At 69.5% G+C, this 16,682-nt stretch carries 16 protein-coding genes; 13 read left to right on the top strand and 3 right to left on the bottom strand.

Annotation, left to right across the window (positions count from 1 at the left end; translation table 11 throughout):
* Positions 1–17 precede the first annotated feature (17 nt).
* From B0I29_RS43380 to B0I29_RS43350, 7 genes are all read left to right on the top strand, one after another.
* Positions 18–758, top strand: a complete 741-nt coding sequence (locus tag B0I29_RS43380; RefSeq protein WP_111655028.1) for an SDR family oxidoreductase — start codon at positions 18–20, stop codon at positions 756–758.
* Positions 759–790: 32 nt separating this feature from the next.
* On the top strand, positions 791–2,179 hold the full coding sequence (locus B0I29_RS43375) for an amidase (RefSeq protein ID WP_111655027.1): 1,389 nt from the start codon (positions 791–793) through the stop codon (positions 2,177–2,179).
* Positions 2,180–2,203: 24 nt separating this feature from the next.
* The gene (locus B0I29_RS43370; protein ID WP_111655026.1) at positions 2,204–2,872 is read left to right on the top strand and encodes a TetR/AcrR family transcriptional regulator; all 669 of its coding nucleotides are present in this window, start codon (positions 2,204–2,206) and stop codon (positions 2,870–2,872) included.
* A 284-nt stretch (positions 2,873–3,156) separates the two neighbouring features.
* Positions 3,157–4,107 (top strand): APC family permease, encoded by a 951-nt coding sequence (locus B0I29_RS43365; RefSeq protein WP_220091594.1) that lies wholly within the window; start codon positions 3,157–3,159, stop codon positions 4,105–4,107.
* Positions 4,104–5,735, top strand: coding sequence for an amidohydrolase (locus B0I29_RS43360; RefSeq protein ID WP_111655024.1), 1,632 nt, complete (start codon positions 4,104–4,106; stop codon positions 5,733–5,735). Before B0I29_RS43365 ends, B0I29_RS43360 begins: the two co-directional genes overlap by 4 nt.
* A 30-nt stretch (positions 5,736–5,765) precedes the next feature.
* A complete protein-coding gene (locus tag B0I29_RS43355) occupies positions 5,766–6,332 on the top strand; it encodes a TIGR03086 family metal-binding protein (protein WP_111655023.1) in 567 nt (188 codons plus the stop codon).
* Positions 6,333–6,357: 25 nt separating this feature from the next.
* Positions 6,358–7,182, top strand: a complete 825-nt coding sequence (locus B0I29_RS43350; RefSeq protein ID WP_111655022.1) for a hypothetical protein — start codon at positions 6,358–6,360, stop codon at positions 7,180–7,182.
* Here B0I29_RS43350 and B0I29_RS43345 read toward each other — a convergent pair.
* On the bottom strand, positions 7,127–7,624 hold the full coding sequence (locus B0I29_RS43345; protein WP_111655021.1) for a phenolic acid decarboxylase: 498 nt from the start codon (positions 7,622–7,624) through the stop codon (positions 7,127–7,129). The two genes, B0I29_RS43350 and B0I29_RS43345, sit on opposite strands and share 56 nt — an antisense overlap.
* An 83-nt stretch (positions 7,625–7,707) precedes the next feature.
* Between B0I29_RS43345 and B0I29_RS43340 the strand changes: the two genes are divergently transcribed.
* The 4 genes from B0I29_RS43340 to B0I29_RS43325 are packed head-to-tail and all read left to right on the top strand — an operon-like array spanning position 7,708 to position 13,031.
* Positions 7,708–8,181: a 2Fe-2S iron-sulfur cluster-binding protein gene (locus B0I29_RS43340; RefSeq protein ID WP_111655020.1), complete on the top strand. Its 474-nt coding sequence runs from the start codon at positions 7,708–7,710 to the stop codon at positions 8,179–8,181.
* The gene (locus B0I29_RS43335) at positions 8,178–9,146 is read left to right on the top strand and encodes an FAD binding domain-containing protein (RefSeq protein WP_111655019.1); all 969 of its coding nucleotides are present in this window, start codon (positions 8,178–8,180) and stop codon (positions 9,144–9,146) included. Before B0I29_RS43340 ends, B0I29_RS43335 begins: the two co-directional genes overlap by 4 nt.
* The gene (locus B0I29_RS43330) at positions 9,143–11,203 is read left to right on the top strand and encodes a xanthine dehydrogenase family protein molybdopterin-binding subunit (protein WP_111655018.1); all 2,061 of its coding nucleotides are present in this window, start codon (positions 9,143–9,145) and stop codon (positions 11,201–11,203) included. Before B0I29_RS43335 ends, B0I29_RS43330 begins: the two co-directional genes overlap by 4 nt.
* Positions 11,204–11,243: 40 nt before the next feature.
* Positions 11,244–13,031 (top strand): substrate-binding and GGDEF domain-containing protein, encoded by a 1,788-nt coding sequence (locus tag B0I29_RS43325; RefSeq protein ID WP_111655017.1) that lies wholly within the window; start codon positions 11,244–11,246, stop codon positions 13,029–13,031.
* Here B0I29_RS43325 and B0I29_RS43320 read toward each other — a convergent pair.
* Positions 13,028–13,822 carry an SAM-dependent methyltransferase gene (locus B0I29_RS43320; protein ID WP_111655016.1) on the bottom strand — a complete coding sequence of 265 codons (795 nt, stop codon included), beginning with the start codon at positions 13,820–13,822 and terminating at the stop codon, positions 13,028–13,030. The genes B0I29_RS43325 and B0I29_RS43320 overlap by 4 nt on opposite strands.
* A gap of 10 nt (positions 13,823–13,832) precedes the next feature.
* Entirely contained in the window at positions 13,833–14,303 is a 471-nt protein-coding gene (locus B0I29_RS43315) for an Lrp/AsnC family transcriptional regulator (protein ID WP_111655015.1), read from the bottom strand.
* Between the two features lie 82 nt (positions 14,304–14,385).
* Between B0I29_RS43315 and B0I29_RS43310 the strand changes: the two genes are divergently transcribed.
* Both B0I29_RS43310 and B0I29_RS43305 read left to right on the top strand, forming a co-directional pair.
* Entirely contained in the window at positions 14,386–15,294 is a 909-nt protein-coding gene (locus B0I29_RS43310) for a DMT family transporter (RefSeq protein WP_220091593.1), read from the top strand.
* Complete coding sequence (locus B0I29_RS43305; RefSeq protein WP_111655013.1) at positions 15,242–16,396, top strand: aminotransferase class I/II-fold pyridoxal phosphate-dependent enzyme; 1,155 nt, start codon at positions 15,242–15,244, stop codon at positions 16,394–16,396. Before B0I29_RS43310 ends, B0I29_RS43305 begins: the two co-directional genes overlap by 53 nt.
* Positions 16,397–16,682: the final 286 nt, after the last annotated feature.

The following is a 16,682-nucleotide window of genomic DNA, read 5'->3' as shown; positions in this document are numbered from 1 at the left end:
GGATCGGGGCAGACGAGATGCGCTTCGCAGTCGCCGGAGGAACCGGCTTGATGGGCCGCCTGGTCGTGGAGCAGGCGCGCGCCGCCGGTCACCACGTCGTGATCATTTCCCGCTCGAACGGTGTCGACCTGACCACCGGCGCGGGCCTGGACGACGCGCTGCGCGGCGTGGACGCCGTCATCGACGTGACAAACGTGGTCACGTTGAAGCGGGACGTCTCGGTCCGATTCTTCGAGCAGGTCACGCGTACCCTCAATGAGGGTGAGAAACGCGCCGGGGTCGCGCATCACGTGGTGTTGTCGATCGTCGGCGTCGACCGGGTGGACTTCGGCTACTACCAGGGCAAACTCCGTCAGGAAGAGCTGGCGCTGTCCAGCGGCGTGCCGGCGACGGTGCTGCGCGCGACCCAGTTCTTCGAGTTCGCCGGCCAGCAGCTGACCAACCTCGGCGGCCCGCTCGCGGTGGTCCCCCGGATGCGCACCCAGCCGGTCGCGGCCGCGGAGGTGGCGGCCGAGCTGCTAAGCCTCGCCGAGGGTCCCGCGCGCGGCCTGGCCCCGGACATCGCCGGCCCGGACGTCCTGGAGATGTCCGCGATGGCCCGCCGCGTGTCGAAGGCCCACGGCCCCCGCAAGCTGGTCCTGGGCATCCCGCTGCCGGGCGCCGCCGGCAAGGCCATGCGAACCGGAGCCCTGCTCCCCACGGCCCCAGGCCCCCGAGGCACCACCACCTTCACCGAGTGGCTGACAAAGGGCCCGTAACCTGACCGGAAACGGACGCGGAGGAGCCCGACGTGGATCGCATCGTGCAGTGGACCGCCGCCGAGCTGTCGGCTGCGATCCGGGATCGGGCCGTCAGTTGTGTCGAGGTGATGGCCGCCTATCTCGATCACATCGAGGAGGTGAATCCGCACGTCAACGCGATCGTCATGCTCCGCCCGCGGTCTGAGCTGCTGGCCGAGGCCGCGGCGAAGGACCGGGCCGGGAACCAGGACCACGGCTGGATGCACGGCTTCCCGCACGCGGTGAAGGATCTCGCCGACGTGGCCGGCCTCAAGTCCACCTATGGGCTGATCATGCCCGCAGCGCCGGCGACCGCGGACGAGATCTTCGTGGAGCGGATCCGGGCGGCCGGGGCGATCTTCATCGGTAAGACGAACGTGCCGCAGCTCGGGCTCGGCTCGCACACCTACAACGATGTCTTCGGCACCACGCTGAACGCCTATGACCAATCCAGATCAGCCGGCGGCAGCAGTGGCGGCGCGGCCGTCGCGGTGGCGACCCGGATGCTGCCGGTCGCTGACGGCAGTGACTTCATGGGTTCGCTGCGCAACCCGCCGGGCTGGAACAACGTGTACGGGCTGCGGCCCTCGTTCGGCCGGGTGCCGGCGGCCGGCGGCGAGCAGTTCCTCTCGCAGGGTGGTGTCGAGGGCCCGATCGCCCGCGACGCCACCGACCTGGGCCTGCTGCTGACCACGATGGCCGGTTACGACGACCGGATGCCGCTATCTCTCCATGAAACGCAGGAAAGGCCGAAAAGCGGCAAGGTCGCGTGGTTCGGCGACCTCGGCGGCTACCTGCCGATGGAACCCGAAGTCCTCACGGTCACCACCGCGGCGCTGAGGAACTTCGCCGCGATGGGGATGACCGTCGACACCTTCGACGAACTCCCCGGCATCGGCAACGACGCCCTCTGGCCGACCTGGTTGCCGTTACGCCATTGGCTGGCCGGCAGCATGGTGAAAGAGCTGAAAGGCCCGCTCAAACCCGAGGCGATCTTCGAGCTCCAGGGCCTGGCGAAACTCACCGCCACCGACGTCATGGCAGCCTCCGCACGACGCAGCGACCTGTACCGGGGTTTCCTGAAGCTCTTCGAGACCTACGACTACGCGGTCCTGCCGACCGCGCAGACCATGCCGTTCGACGCGACAGTGCACTGGCCGGAAACGATCAGCGGCACCGCGATGTCCAGCTACCACCGCTGGATGGAGGTCACCGCGATCGGCACCCTGATCAACGCCCCGGTCCTGGCCGTGCCGGCTGGGTTCAGCACTACCGGCCTCCCGATCGGCCTGCAGATCATCGGCCGCAACCACGACGATCACGGCCTGCTGGCGCTGGCCCACGCCTGGGAGCAGCAGACCGCCGATCTTCAGCGCACCCTGCCGCCCCTGCTGCGCTGAACCGCGGGCTGCGAGACTGAGCGGATGGCGGAGCGCAGGGTACGGGGATCACTGAGTCAAGCCGAGATCGTGAAGGTGGCTCTGGAGATCGCCGAGGCGGAGGGCGCGGACGCTCTGACGTTCCGCCGCCTGGGCACGGCGCTCGGCGTCGCGCCCACCGCCGTGCTGCGGCACTTCCGCGACAAGGACGATCTGCTGCTCGCGGCCGGCGCGCACCTGCTCGACGAGGCGCTCGACCAGGTCGACTTCGACGAGCCGGATTGGCGTACCCGGGTGTTGTCGTTGTGTCGTGCCACCCGCCGGTCCTATGAGGCGCATCCGCGGGTGGCGCTGCTGATCGCCAACCGGACGCTGGGCCGCGAGGCCGAGTTCCGCGCCGCCGACCTGGTGATCGGCGCTCTGGAGCAGGCCGGGCTGCGGGGTCGTGAGGCCGCGAGCGTCTACCGCACGATCGTCGACACGGTGCTCGCCTGGACCGCGTTCGCGGCGGCGTCCCGCCAGGTCGGCGCCGAGATCATGGAGCGCGACGGCCTGGCCTGGAGCCGCGAGTACCTGGTGGTCCCCGCCGACAAGTTCCCGCACATCCGCAACGTCGCCGAGCACCTGGCCGACGTGGACAACGAGGACCAGTTCGAGCTGGCGATCGGCATGCTGCTGGACGCCGCCGAGGCCCGGGGCCTTAAAAACCTTTAAAACCCCATTTGGGTACGCACGAAGCACCCCCGCGTGAAACGTTGTTGTGAACAGCGTTGACATCGCTGTTCGGCTGCCGTTCACTGAGCTAGCCTGCTCCGCTGCGCTCCGCGGCGATTGCCTTGTAACCGGTGGGATCTACGCCTAACTCGACAACTCCGGTAGCACGTCGGCTTCATCAATCGACAGGGCAGAAAGAACGCCGCGACCACATGCCTTCATCACTCACGACGTACATTCGATCTCGACAAGTCCCGGGCACCCTGTTCGTGCGCCCCGCCAGGATGAGGGGAGTTGGGCAGCATGCGGGGTCCGCGAACGGTCAACGCATCAGGCAAAGCTGCGGCGCCGGGCTGTTCGTCGGTGACCAGCCGTTCGCGTGGAGCTGGCTCAACCCGTTCGCCATCGACTCGGCGGCCGCGCTGGCGCAGGGGCTGGTGCTCGCGGTCTTCTTCTACTGGGGCTGGGACGCCGCGTTCAGCGTCACCGAGGAGACCAGGAACCCGGGTGACGCCGCCCGCGGCGGATACATCGCCCTGGTCACCATGCTCGGCCTGTTCGTGCTCGGCGCGATCGCGTTCCAGCGGGTGATGTCCACCGAGGAGCTCGCCGAGAACGGCGCGGTCGGCCTCAGCTATTACGCCGCCAAGATCGTCGGCGAGCCGTGGGCCAGTCTGCCGCTGATCGCGCTGATGTTCTCCGCGGTCGCCTCGCTGCAGGCCGGCGTGATCCCGACGGCACGGCTCACCCTGGCGATGAGCCGGGACAAGACCCTCGGGCCGATCTGGTCGCGGCTGAGCAGGCGCGGCACCCCGGCCGCCGCCACCATCGTCATCGCGATCACCGGCGGCATCGTGGCCTGCCTCGAATCCGCGATCCCGACGCTGAACGAGGCGATCCTCGCGGCGGTCAACACTATCGGCGCGCTGGTCGCGTTCTATTACGGCCTCACCGCCCTGGCCTCGGCGGTCCGGTTCCGCGGGCTGCTGCGCACCGACCCGCTCGCCGGGCTGACCGCCGTGGTGGTGCCGCTGCTCAGCGCGGCCGTGCTGCTCGGCCTCGGCGTCTATCTCGCCTATTACTACGCCACGCTCGGCGGGTCGTTCGCGGTCGCCGCCGACAACGGGTGGTTCAACCTCGCCATCCCGGCCGTCATCGTCGCGCTCGGGCTGGTCACTGCCGGGATCGCCAAGTGGCGGCGCCGATCACCGTACTTCGAGAGGACGTCCGCATGACCTATGCCGATCTGCTGTTCGTCGGAGGACCGGTCCTCACCGTCGATTCCGGGCGATCACGGGCGACTGCTCTGGGCGTACACAAGGGAAGGATCCTTGAGGTGGGGCACCGCCTGGACCACCTGCGGGGTCCCCGGACCGAAGTGGTGGATCTCGGTGGGCGGCTGCTGCTGCCCGGGTTTCAGGACGCGCATGTGCACGCCGTTTTCGGTGGCCTGGAGATGGGCCAGTGCGATCTGACCGGGACCACCGAGCTGGCGGATTATCTGGTGCGGATCCGGGAGTACGCCGCGGCGAACCCGGACCAGGAGTGGATCGTCGGCAGCGGCTGGTCGATGGAGAGCTTCCCGGGTGGTGTGCCGACCGCCGAGCTGCTCGACCAGGTGGTTTCGGACCGGCCCGTCTATCTGACCAACCGTGACCATCACGGCGCCTGGGTGAACAGCCTGGCGCTGAAGATCGCCGACATCACCCGGGACACGCCCGATCCGGCCGACGGCGTGATCAACCGGGACAGCGAGGGTGAGCCGGTCGGCGCGCTGCAGGAGGGTGCGATCGGCCTGGTCGGGCAGCATCTTCCGGCGGCGACGCACGCCGAGCTGGTCGCCGGGCTGCTGCGCGCGCAGACGATGCTGCACTCGCTCGGGGTGACCGGCTGGCAGGACGCCATGCTCGGCTCGAACCACGGCTATCCGGACCCGTCGGACGCCTATCTCAGCGCGGCGACCGACGGCACGCTGGTCTCGTCGGTCACCGGCGCGCTCTGGTGGGAGCGGGAGCGCGGCGCCGAGCAGATCCCGGGCCTGGTCGAGCGGCGCGCCCGGTTCACCACCGGGAATCTGACCTGCTCGACCGTGAAGATCATGCAGGACGGCGTGGCGGAGAACTTCACCGCCGCGATGAACGAGCCGTACCTGGACGCCTGCGGCTGCGCCACCGCGAACAGCGGGCTCAGCTTCGTCGAGCCGGCCGACCTGGCCCGATATGTCACCGCGCTCGACGCCCTGGATTTCCAGGTGCACTTCCACGCGCTCGGCGACCGGGCCGTCCGTGAGGCTCTCAACGCGGTCGCCGCGGCCCGGGCCGCGAACGGGTGGACGGACACCCGGCCGCACCTGGCCCATCTGCAGGTGATGGACCCGGCCGACGTGCCCCGGTTCCGGCAGCTGGGCGCGACCGCGAACCTGCAGATGCTGTGGGCCGCGCACGAGCCGCAGATGGATGAGCTGACGATCCCGTTCCTCGGTGCTTCGCGAGCGGCACGGCAGTACGTCTTCGCTGATCTGCTGCGCGCCGGTGCCACTCTGGCGGCCGGCAGCGACTGGCCGGTCAGCCCGGCGAATCCCCTGGAGGCCGTGCACGTGGCGGTGAACCGGGCGCATCCCGGGTCGTCGCACCGGCCGTTCCTGGCCGAGCAGAGCCTCGATCTGGGTACGGCCCTGGCGGCGTACACGGCCGGGAGCGCTTATGTGAACCACCGTGACGACAGCGGCAGCCTGGTCGCCGGCAACGTCGCCGACCTGGTCGTGCTCGACCGTGACCCGTTCGATGGGCCGGCCGGCGAGATCGCGTCGACGACGGTCGCGCAGACATACGTTCGGGGGAAGCGGGTCTACGAAAGTCTTTAAACCGACCAGTTGAAAGCGTACGGTGGGGCCATGCCGCTTTCCGAACTGACACCTGCCGATCGCCACCGCCGGATCGCCGCGGAGTTCACCGCCCGCGTCGACGGGGTGAAGAACTGGGACTCCCCCGCGCCGGTCGCCGGCTGGGCCGCCCGTGACGTGGTCGGCCACCTCGTCACGTGGCTGCCCGGCCTGCTCGGCTCGGCGGCGACCATCCCGCCGGGCCCGAGCACCGACGACGACCCGGCGGCCGCCTGGCACACCCACGTCGCCGGGGTGCAGGCCATCCTCGACGACCCGGCGACGCCGCAGCGGACGCTGTCCAACCCGCACATCGGCGACGTGCCGCTGGACCGGGCGATCGACCAGTTCTACACGGCCGACGTGTTCATGCACACCTGGGACCTGGCCCGCGCGACCGGCCAGGACGATCGCCTCGATCCGGAGTTCGCCGCCCTGCTGGTCGGCGGCATGGAGCCGATGGAAGAGATCATGCGGTCCTCGGGTCAGTACGGCCCCCGGATCGCCGTGCCGGACGACGCGGACGCGCAGACCAGGCTGCTGGGATTCATCGGCCGCGATCCGTTCTGGACCCCGTGATCGGATCCCCATACATTGATCGACCGTGGGTGCCTCGACATCGAAGACGATCATCGGCGTCGCCGTGGTGGCGCTGCTGGCCGGCGCGGGCGCCGCGGTGCTGCTGACCCGGCCCGACGCCACCAAGGACGCCGCGCCCGACCAGGCGAGCCTTGCCGCCACCGAGCTTCGCGAGGCCTCCGGCGCGCTGATCAGCGCGCCGGCCGTGCAGTACGCCGGGTGGTACACCGATGACGACGGCGAGCAGATCGTCCTGAACGCCCGGGTCACCGCGGACGGCACCACGTCCGGGCACATCGCGGTCCGCCGGCTCACCGCCACGTTCCTCGATCTGGGCGACCGCACGTTCGCGAAATCCGAGGGTGTCTTCTGGAAGCTCTACGGTCACGAGTCCGACGACCGTACCTACTGGAACCGCTGGATCAGCGTGCCGCCGGAGTTCTTCGACCGCGACTTCGACAACACCCTCACACCGGCCCGGCTCGCCGGCACGCTCGACCCGGTCGGCCGTACGCTGACGCGCGGGCCGGAGACGATCGTGAACAATGAGAAGGCCGTCCCGGTGAGCGACGGCACGCTCACCTGGTTCATCACCACCTCGCAGCCCCGGCGCCTCGTCAAGCTGACCGAGGGCGACAACCTCGAACTGACCCTGACCTGGCTCACCGACGCCGAACGCGTCACGCTCCTCACCGAGGCGAAGAAGGACGTCGCCGGGCTGCGCACCGCGGTCGACGTCGACACCACCAAGCGCAGCGTCTCCGCCGCCGACGTGAAGAAGCTGACCGAGAAGCTCAGTTCCGCCGCTGCAGGAAGTCCGCCGGCAGGTCAGCCGGCGCCGTCGAAATGATCGACTCGTCGTCCTCGCCGACGTGCTCGAACAGCTGGATCTCGGCGAACTCCGGGACCACGTAGATCGGGTACGTCGGCCCCTCGTCGCGGAACGCCCGCATCGTGTCGAGGTGCTCGTTCTGGAAAAGGACGGTCTTGCTGCCATCCTGCTTGATCCACTGCGGGAAGAAGATGGTGCCGTGCAGGCGGCGCAGGTTCGGCAGCACGTTGACCACGACCGACGTGCCGGTCGGCTCGGTCCACGAGATCTTGTAGACGTCGTCGGCGAGCTGCACCAGGTCGACCTGCTGATCGCGGACCCAGCGGCCGCCGACGTGCCCGGTGTGGATCCGGTAATCGATCGTCGCGGGGTTCTTGACGTACATCTCGTACACCCAGCCGTTCGCGTAGGTGTAGAGGAAGCGGTGGCCGCTGATCCCGGTGAGGTCCTGGTTGATCATGGATTCGAGTTTGTCACAAACATTGTTTGGAGCAAACCCAGAGTGGCAAGCATGACTCGGTTGAGGGTGGGTAACGGGCGCTCATGCGTCTCACCGTCAACGGGGTCGATCACGACCTCGACCTGGACCTTCGCACCACCGTGCTGGACGCGCTGCGTGAGCACCTCGGCCTGACCGGTGCGAAGAAGGGCTGTGACCACGGCCAGTGCGGCGCCTGCACGGTCCTGCTCGACGGCCGCCGGGTCAACAGCTGCCTGCTGCTTGCTGTCGCACACCAGGACGCGGAGATCACCACGATCGAGGGCCTCAACGACCACCCGGTGCAGCGGGGCTTCCTCGACCACGACGGCTTCCAGTGCGGGTACTGCACTCCGGGGCAGATCTGCTCGGCGGTCGGCATGCTCGACGAGGTCGAGAAGGGCTGGCCCAGCGCGGTCACCCAGGACAGCGATCGCCTCAGCGACTCCGAGATCAAGGAACGGATGAGCGGCAACCTGTGCCGCTGCGGCGCGTACCCGAACATGGTCCCGGCCATTCACCAGGCGGCCGGCCGATGAAGACGTTCACCTATCGCAGCGCCACCGGGCTCGACGACACCCTCGAACCGGGTGCCGTGTTCGTGGCCGGTGGCACCAACCTGGTCGACCTGATGAAGCTGGGTGTCGCCACCCCGGACGTCCTGGTCGACGTGAACCGGCTGCCGCTGGGCGAGGTGACCTCGCTGGATGACGGCGGCCTGCGCATCGGCGCGGCGGTCCGCAACAGCGACCTCGCCGCCGACCCGCGGATCCGCGCCGGATTTCCGGTGCTGAGCCAGGCGCTGCTCGCCGGAGCATCCGGTCAGCTGCGCAACATGGCCACCACCGGCGGGAACCTGCTCCAGCGCACCCGGTGCCGATACTTCATGGACGCCACCATGCCGTGCAACAAGCACACGCCCGGCTCCGGCTGCCCCGCCCGCGAGGGCGACCACCGCAACCTGGCGATCCTTGGTGCCTCCGAATCCTGCGTCGCGACCCACCCGTCCGACATGGCGGTCGCGCTGGTCGCACTGGACGCCGTCGTGGTGACGAACAGCCGGCGGATCCCGGTCACCGAGCTGCACCGTCTGCCCGGCGACGAGCCGGAACGGGACACGATCCTGGAACACGGCGAGCTGATCACCGCGGTGGAGCTGCCCGCGCTGCCGGCGGCCGCGAACTCGGCCTATCGCAAGGCGCGGGACCGGGCGTCGTACGCGTTCGCGGTCGGCTCGGTCGCGGCTGCCCTGAGCGTCACCGACGGGCTGGTCAGCGACGTCCGGCTCGGCTGGGGAGCCGTGGCGCACAAGCCGTGGCGTGCCCGTGTCGCCGAGGAGCGGCTGCTCGGCGGGCCGGCCACGAAGGACGCTTTTCTCGCGGCGGCTGATGCCGAGCTCGCGGACTCACGAGGGCTGCGCGATAACGCGTACAAAATCGCTCTGATGCGCAATCTGACCGCCTCGGTCTTGGGCCGGCTGGCAGAGGCGGGAGAGAAACGATGACCGCGACCGCGCAGGGGTCTGTCGGTGCGCCGCTCGGGCGCCTGGAGGGACCGCAGAAGGTGACCGGGGCCGCTCGGTACGCCGCTGAGTATCCGCAGGACGACCTGGCTTACGGGTGGATCGTGCCGTCGCCGGTGGCGTGCGGGACGCTGGACGCGGTGGTCGTCGATCCGCTGCAGGACGCGATCGCGGTTCTGTGGCACGGCAATGTGCCCGCGCTGGCGGCTGTTGACGATCCTGAGCTGGCGGTTCTGCAGTCGGAGAAGATCAGTTATCGGGGGCAGCCGGTCGCGCTGGTGATCGCGGATTCGCTGGAGGCGGCGCGGCGGGCGGCGCAGACGCTGAGCCTGTCGATCACCGCGGGCGAGAAGCCGGACACGGTGCTGCGGGAGGATCATCCAGGTTTGTACACGCCGGAGACGGTCAACCCGAGTTTCCCGGCGGAGTCGGCGATGGGCGACGTGGATAAAGCCCTCAAATCGGCTTATATAGCGATTGATGAGGTCTATTCGACCCCGGCGCTGCACAACAACCCGATGGAGCCGCACGCCACGATCGCCCGCTGGGACGGCGACAGTCTGACCGTTTTCGACTCCAACCAGCATCCGTCCGGCGTCGCCGCGACCCTCGGCGAGATCTTCGGGGCGGCGAACGTGCACGTCGTGGCCGAACACATCGGCGGCGGCTTCGGCTCCAAGGGAACCGCCCGCCCGAACGCCGTCCTCGCCGCTCTCGGCGCGCGGGTGACCGGACGCCCGGTCAAGGTGGTGCTGCCCCGCCAGCAGATGTTCAGCATCGTCGGCCACCGCACCCCGACCATCCAGCGGATTCGCCTCGGTGCCGACCGCGACGGCACCCTGACCGCAATCGACCACCAGGCGACCTCGCAGAGCAGCCGCCTGTTCGAGTACGCCGAGCAGACCGCCGTCGTGACCCGGCACATGTACGCCGCACCGAACCGCCGCACCGGCCACCAACTGGCCCGCCTCGACATGCCGACACCGCGCTGGATGCGCGCCCCCGGCGAGGCGCCCGGCATGGTGGCCCTGGAATGCGCCGTCGACGAACTCGCCGAGAGGCTCGGCATGGACCCGATCGAACTGCGCATCCGCAACGAGCCCGCCGTCGAGCCGGAGAGCGGCGAGCCGTTCACCAGCCGGCACTACGTCGAGTGCCTGCGCCGCGGCGCGCAACGTTTCGGCTGGTCCGGCCGCGATCACCGGCCGGGCCGGCGCCGCGAGGGCGACTGGCTGATCGGTACGGGGGTGGCCGGGGCGACGTACCCGACGATGGTGCAGCCGTCGACGGCCCGGGTCCGGCGCCTGGCACCGGACCGCTTCGAGGTGGCGATCGGTGCCGCCGATCTCGGCACCGGAGCCCGGACCATCCTCGCCCAGATCGCGGCGGACGCCCTCGGCGTGCCGGCGTCCGCGATCGACATCAAGATCGGCGACAGCACCCTGCCGGTCGCCTCGGTCGCCGGCGGCTCCTCCGGCAGCGCGTCCTGGGGCTGGGCGGTGACCGGCGCCTGCCGCGCCCTCGTCGCGTCCTCCTCCCCGGAGGCCGTCTTCGACACCACCGAGCTCGTGGGAAAGCAGGGCACCGCCGGACGGCACGCCTTCGGCGCGCACTTCGCCGAGGTACGCGTGGACACCGTCACCGGCGAGGTCCGGGTCTCCCGGCTGTACGGCATGTACGCCGCCGGACGCATCCTGAACCCGCGCACCGCCCGCAGCCAGTTCCTCGGCGGCATGATCATGGGGATGGGCATGGCCCTGCACGAGGAGGGTGTCCTCGACCCGGCGTTCGGCCAGTGGGTGAACAACGACCTGGCCGGATATCACATCCCGGCGCACGCCGACGTCGAGGAGATCGACGCCGAGTGGCTCGACGAGCACGACGACCAGATCAACCCGATGGGCAGCAAGGGCATCGGCGAGATCGGCATCGTCGGCTCCCCGGCCGCGATCGTCAACGCGATCTGGCACGCGACCGGCATCCGGGTACGGGACCTGCCGGTGCGCCTGGACAAGCTGCTGCCTGATCTCGGGGCGTAGAACGGGCCTGATCGGGCCGGATTCGAGAGATCATGACGGGGTGACAGGCCGCACCTTCGGAATTCTCTCCCCCTTCGTCGGCGGTGACTACTACGGCGCGATCATCGCCGGCATCAATGCGGCGGCGGTCGCGGGCGGCGATCGGGTGATGGCGGTGCAGACCCTGGACCCCGGATCGCACAGCGCGGACCGCAGCGGCTTGCCCGATTTTGATCGCCCGCTCGCCTGGGATCACCTGGCCGGCCTCGCCCTGCTGCCCGGAGCGGTCGCCGATTCCTACGCCGAGAAAGCCCGGCAAGCCGGGCTCCCGGTGGTCCAGGTCGCGCAGGACGGCTGCGGCTCCGCGGTCCTCGCGGACAACAGATCAGGGGTACGCGACGCCGTGGCGCACCTGATCGAACACGGACACTCCCGCATCGGCTTCGCCGGCTACCTCGCCCATTACGACCTGAGGGAACGCCACGAGGGGTATCGGGAGGCGATGCTCGAACACGGCCTCGACCCGGTCCTGTTCGAAAGCGCCGACAACCACGAGAGCGGCGGCGAGACGGTCGCGGAGGACCTGATCCGGGCCGGCATGCCGGTGACCGCGATCGTGGTGGGCACCGACCGGAACGCGATCGGCCTGATCAGCCGCCTGTCGTCGGCCGGGCGGATGATCGCGGTGGTGGGGTTCGACGACATCGCGGACGCGGCTTATCTGAAGCCGGCGTTGTCGACGGTCCGGCAGCCACTCGACGCGGTGGGGTCGGCGGCTTATGACCGGTTAAGCCACTTTATTTCGGGACAAGTCGAACGGGTGCCCACCGTCTTCGTCCCCCGCGAGTCGTGCGGCTGCCCGAGCCAGGGCTTCCCCATCGCCGAGTCACACACCCGCGGCCTGTTCAGCGAGGTGCAATACCTGCAGAGCACCCTGAACATCCAGTACGAGCTCGGCATCGCGCTGCTCGGCGCTGACGCCGAGGATCCACGTTCGGTGGAGTGGCTCAGCCTGACCCCGGCCGTCGCCGGATGCCTCGGCTTGTGGTCCCCTGGGGATTCTTCGCTGTTGCAGCTGGTCGGCGAGTACCGCACCTCGGTCGGCGCGCCGGACGCCGAGGTCCCGGTCGCCCAGTTCCCGCCGCCGGAGCTGTTCGGCGCGGCCGACGGCGAGGCCGGCGACGTCGTGATGGTCGCACCGGTCCGCAGCCGCGCCCGCGACTGGGGCATGCTCGCCGCCGTCGGGCGCATCCAGTCGACCACTCCGCCCGGCCGGGAGATGATGAACCACTCCGGCTCGCTGCTCGGCAAGGCCCTCGACTACCAGGTCACCATGGCGGCGCTGCGTGAGCAGGAGGAACGGCTGCGTACCGCGGCCCTGCGCGACCACCTCACCGGCCTGCCGAACCGCCTGCTCCTGGAGGACCGCCTCACCCAGGCGGGCCTGCGCGCCACCCGCGACCCGGAGTACCGCTTCGCCGTGCTGCTGCTCGACCTGGACGGTTTCAAGGCGGTCAACGACACCCTCGGCCACGCCGCCGGCGACCAGCTCCTGATCAAGGTGGCGAAGCGCCTGACCAAGCTGCTGCGCCGCACCGACACGGTGGCCCGCCTCGGCGGCGACGAGTTCGTGGTCCTGGTCGGCGGCGTCAGCGCCGAGGACGGCCACGAAACCGTCCGCAAGGCGATCCAGACAGCCCTCTCCGAGCCGTACCTCATCGACGACAAGCCGGTCACGGTAGGCGTCAGCATCGGTGTGGCCGTCTCCGGCGACACCTCCGCCGACCCCGACCGGTTGTTACGCGAGGCCGACGCCGCGATGTACCGCGAGAAGACCGCCCGCCGTTAGGGCTTGCGGGCCACGAGGCCGAATAGCGACGCCTCCACCGGGGTCGGCTGCTCCTCGTCGTCCGGGTCGGGGCGCCACTCGCTGATCGCCGCGATGCCCGGCTCGACCAGCTCCAGACCCTCGACGAACTGCAGCAGCTCGGCCCGGGTGCGCGGGTGGACGTCCGACCGGCCGGTGCGCAGCGACTCGTCCCAGCTCGCCTTCAGCTCCGGCGTGAGCAGGTCGGTGGTCGCGAGCGACATCACCAGGTGGCTGCCGGAGGGCAGTGCGTCGAGCAGCGTACGCACGACCGCTACGGACTGCTCCTGCGACGGCAGGAAGTGCACGACCGCGACCAGGATCAGGCCGACCGGTTTCGACAGGTCGAGGATCTCCAGCCCGGCCAGGATCTTCTCCGGCTCGCGCAGGTCCTCCTCGATGTACCGCGTCTCGCCCTCGGCCGAACTGGTCAGCAGCGCCCGCGCGTGCGCCATCACCATCGGGTCGTTGTCGGCGTAGACGATCCGGCTCTCCGGGGCGATCCGCTGCGCCACCTCGTGCGTGTTGTCAGCGGTCGGCAGCCCGGTGCCGACGTCGAGGAACTGCCGGATGCCGGCGTCGGCGGCGAGATAACCGACGGCGCGGCGCAAGAACGCGCGGTTGGCCCGCGCGGCGATCCGGGCAGCGGGGTACGACGTGGCGAGCAGGTCCCCCGACTCGCGATCAGCGGCGAAGTTGTCCTTGCCACCGAGCCAGTAGTTGTATCGCCGGGCCGGATGCGCGACCCCGGTGTCGAACCTCTCGAACGTCACCCGAAAGATCCTAATAGGAGCCGACAGGCAACGGCGAGACCGTCTTGGTGACGCCGAAGGCGAAGGTCGTCTGGATCGAGGCCAGGCCGGGAATGGTGCGCAGACGGGTGCGGACGAAGTCCTCGTACGACGCGAACGACGCCACCGTGATCTTCAGCAGGTAGTCCTGGTCGCCGGCGAGCAGGTACGCCTCGACGATCTCCGGGATGCCGCGGATCTCCGCCTCGACGCGCTCGACCACCTCGGCGCCGTGCGACTCCAGGGTGATCCGGACGAACGCCGTGATCGCCAGGCCGACCGCCTCCTGATCGAGCACGGCCCGATATCCGGCGATCACTCCGGCCTCTTCGAGCAGGCGTACCCGGCGCAGGCAGGGCGACGGGGACAGGCCTACCCGGTCGGCGAGTTCCTGGTTGCTGAGGCGGCCGTCGCTCTGCAGAGCGAGCAGGATCTGCCGGTCGATCGCGTCGAGGCTCTTCATGTAGCAGATTCTGCCAAGATCAAGGTCTTTCACGCACGAATTAGCAATCGCCTGCCCTCGCGATCCGCATAGCGTTCCAGCCATGAGAAGGCCGTTGGGATTGGCTGCCATGGCGGCGACGGTGGTGGTCTGGGCCGGGTTCGCGCTCAGCATCCGCGGCATCGGCGCGTCCGGCCTCACGACGATGGACGTGGCGCTGATCCGCTTCACCACGCCCGTCATCCTGTTGTCGCCGTGGATCCCGCGAACCCTACGGTCGTTGTCCCGCGAGCGGCCGGCCGTCGTCGCGGCGCTCTGCGTCGGGGCGGGACTGCCGTACTTCGCGGTCTCCGCACTGGGCGGTTCGCTGACCAGCGCGGCCCTGGTCGGGCTCGTCATCCCGGGCGTCGTGCCGATTTTTGTGGCCGTTCTCGCGTACCGAAGTCTGGGTCTGCGGATCCGGCGGGCGCAAGCCGCCGCGCTCGGCGTGATATTGATCGGCGTCGCGGCTTCGGTGTCGTGGCGCACCGGCGGCGGGATCGTCGTGCTGCTGGTCGCCGGGCTGATCTGGAGCGTCTACACGCTCGCACTGCGATCGACCCGGCTCGATCCGGCTGGTGCCGCGCTGGTGCTCTGCGTGCCGTCCGCGCTGGTCACTGCCGCGCTGATCGGATTCGGACTCGTGCCGTCGCATCTCACCTCCAACGGCGACGACGTGCTCCTTTACGTCGCCGTGCAGGGCATCGGCGTCGGTGTGATCGCCGCGCTCTGCTACTCGATCGCGATCCGGAATCTCGGACCGCGGATGGCCGCCTGCCTCGGCGCACTCGCTCCGGCGCTGACCACGATCACCGCCGTGCCACTGCTGGGCGAGCCGATCACGACATCGACACTCGTCAGCCTGGCGCTGATCGTGACCGGCGTCGTCCTGTTCCCGCTGTTGGAAGGAAAACCCCATCATGTTGCTGACCGCCGACCCGTTGTGGCAGCTCACGGCGGCCTGCGCCGATGACGCGCGGCCTGAGCGCCTCGACCTGATCGTCGGCGTCTACCGCGACGACAGCGGCGCGAGCCCGGTGATGCGCGCGGTCCGTGCGGCGGAGTTGCGCTTAGCGCAACGATCAACATCCAAGGAGTACGCGGGACCGTCCGGCAACCGTCGGTTCGCGGCGCTGCTGACCGACCTGATGCTCGGCGACCCCGCCCTGACCTCCCGCACCGTCGCGGTGCAGAGCGTGGCCGGTACCGGAGCCCTCCGCCTGATCGCCGAACTGCTCGCCACGACTGGGCCGGATCGGACAGTGCATCTCGGCACGCCCTCGTATGTGAACCACGCCGGCATCCTGGCGGCAGCGGGTCTGCGGGTCGCGACGCATCCGGTCCGGGACATGCTGGCCGCGGTGGAGACCGCACGGCCCGGTGACGCGCTGGTGATCCAGGGGTGCTGTCACAACCCGAGCGGGTTCAGCATGCCGATCCGGCAGTGGGACGAGTTGAGCGCGGCGCTGGTCCGGCGTGGTGTGGTGCCGTTCATCGACCAGGCTTATTTCGGCCTCGGCGACGGCCTGGACGCTGATCTCGCCGGGATGCGCCGGCTACTGCGGGCGGTGGGGTTCGGGGTGGTCGCGGTGAGCGGTTCGAAGGCGTGGGGCTTGTATAGCGAGCGGGTCGGCGCGGCCCTGGTCGTCGGGGATCTGCCGGGTGTCCGTAGCGAGCTGGAGGGTGTCCGTGGCGAAGTGCCCGGCGTTCGCGGCCTGTTGGAGGGTTTCGCTCGGACCAGTTACTCCCAGCCGCCGGCTCACGGCGCGATGATCGTCGAAGAGATCCTCGGCGACCCGGAGCTGACCGCGTGCTGGCGTTCCGAGCTGGAGGCGATGCGCCGGCGGCTCGGGCGCTTGCGAACGGGACTGGCTTCCCATTTAGACATGCCGGATCTGGCGGAGCAGCGCGGGATGTTCCTCAGCCTGCCACTGACGGCCGACGCGATGGAGAGGCTGCGCGTGGACCACGGCATCTATGGCCTGCCGAGCGGCCGGATCAACCTGGCCGGCCTACCCGAGTCCCGCATCCCCCAGGTAGCCGAAGCGATCCGACTAGCTCTCGCCGCCGAATAGCCCGCGAAACAGCGGCGATCCTGCTGGTCAGTGCCGTCAGTGCAGGCGGTGCCGTCAGGGAAATGCGACGTCGCGTTGCCGAGGGGCGAGCCGTAGCTCAGCCATGTCATGGGCCAGCGATAACGTGGCTGAACTACGGCTCGTGCCCCGCGGCCGTAGCCCCGGCACGTTATGAGAGCCCGATGACATGGCTGAGCTACAGAGAGGATTGGTGGTGAGCACCTCCCGCCCGGGGTCTGACCCACTGAGCTACTGACTTCGGGTCTTCGAGCCGATCTGTCGGCTT

The sequence above is a fragment of the Actinoplanes lutulentus genome, assembly GCF_003259845.1.
In the GTDB taxonomy this organism is placed as follows: domain Bacteria; phylum Actinomycetota; class Actinomycetes; order Mycobacteriales; family Micromonosporaceae; genus Actinoplanes; species Actinoplanes lutulentus.
The sequence above is the reverse complement of the archived record's forward strand: the minus strand, read 5'-3'. Positions and strand labels throughout refer to the sequence as shown.